The 1,410-nt window shown below is 33.6% G+C and carries 1 protein-coding gene; it reads left to right on the top strand.

The annotated features are described in order from the left end of the window. Window positions 1-1,122 (top strand): N-acetylglucosaminidase (locus tag NSA47_RS15295; RefSeq protein WP_257533565.1); only part of this gene is annotated, 1,122 nt, incomplete at its 5' end. Window positions 1,123-1,410 lie beyond the last annotated feature (288 nt).

A 1,410-nucleotide genomic window follows, 5' to 3' on the forward strand; every position in this document is an offset into this window, starting at 1 on the left:
AAAGCTAATAATTCACCCTATGCAAGTGAGAAATTCAACCTGTATATAAAAGGATATGAGTTATACCCAAATGATAGTAGATTTAAAGAAGGTGTAGCCAGCAGTGCAGTAAATATATTAAATTTAGCAAGGAAATATCATGGTCAAGGTAATTTCGACACAGCTATTAATTATTATAATAGAATACTGACGGCACCAACAGTACCCTATAAAATAATAGGTGAAGCTAATATGGGTATAGGATTGGCTAATAAAAAAATACTATATACCGGAGATAATATATATATCCAAACGACAAAATATAATTTATCTATAAATGAAATGTTAAGTAAGCAAATGGCTTTAGGTAAAAACTATGTGGATAGTGAAGCATATCCCCGTACGGACTTATTGATTTATGCAGATTTAAGTAAGCCCAAAGATAAGTATGGATGGTATGCGGCTAGTGCAGAAGGTACATTATATCATTTAAATCCGGCAAACTTCATGGACAATGATGCCATCTATCAATTCCTAGTTTTATCAGTTAGTACCGGTATATTAGAAAAGGATTTAAATAATCTTTTAATCAATCAAGGGATTTTGGAAAGCAAAGGAGCAGCTTTTGCGATGGCGTCTCAATTACACAGCATTAATGAATTATATCTAATTTCTCACGCTAAGCTTGAGACTGGTAATGGCTCATCTACTCTTGCTAATGGGGCATATATTGATGCAAATTTCAGGCTAGTTAATGATAAAGGTTTTTTTATCAATTCTAAAGGGGCACTCCTAGGGGGAAAAACCGAAAAAGAATATAAAAAGGTGTATAATATGTTTGGAATAGGTGCTGTAGACAGTGATGCCCTAAGAAGCGGTGCAGAGCGTGCCTATAAAGAAGGCTGGTTTACACCAGAAAAGGCTATTATTGGAGGAGCTAAATTTATAGCTGAAGGATATGTTCATCATCAATCTTATAAACAGGATACTCTATATAAGATGAGATGGAATCCCGCAAATCCTGCAACACATCAATATGCTACTGATATTGGATGGGCCGTAAAGCAGGCGAGAATTTTTGCGGACCTTTATAAGAAATGTACTAGCTATACATTAATATTTGATATTCCTCAGTTCAATTGACAAATATAATATTTTGACACGATATTTTCTAAGTCACAAAAGAAATGAACATGGTCAAATTTGACCATGTTCATTTCTTTTGCGAAAATTTATTAATGGGCTAAGATTTTATAAATATGTAAAAAAAGAAGGGGATACGGTGGCTTATGTCGAATTAAAAGAAGAAGTTGAATAAAAAATAGAAAGGAGGGAGAAAGTGAAAATGCTAAGAAAAATCATAAGCCTTGTATGTCTCTTTAGTATCTTACTTACCCCTTTGGCTCCTTTAGTGAGTGCAGAAGAAGTTAA

The organism is Irregularibacter muris, assembly GCF_024622505.1.
GTDB lineage: Bacteria > Bacillota > Clostridia > Eubacteriales > Garciellaceae > Irregularibacter > Irregularibacter muris.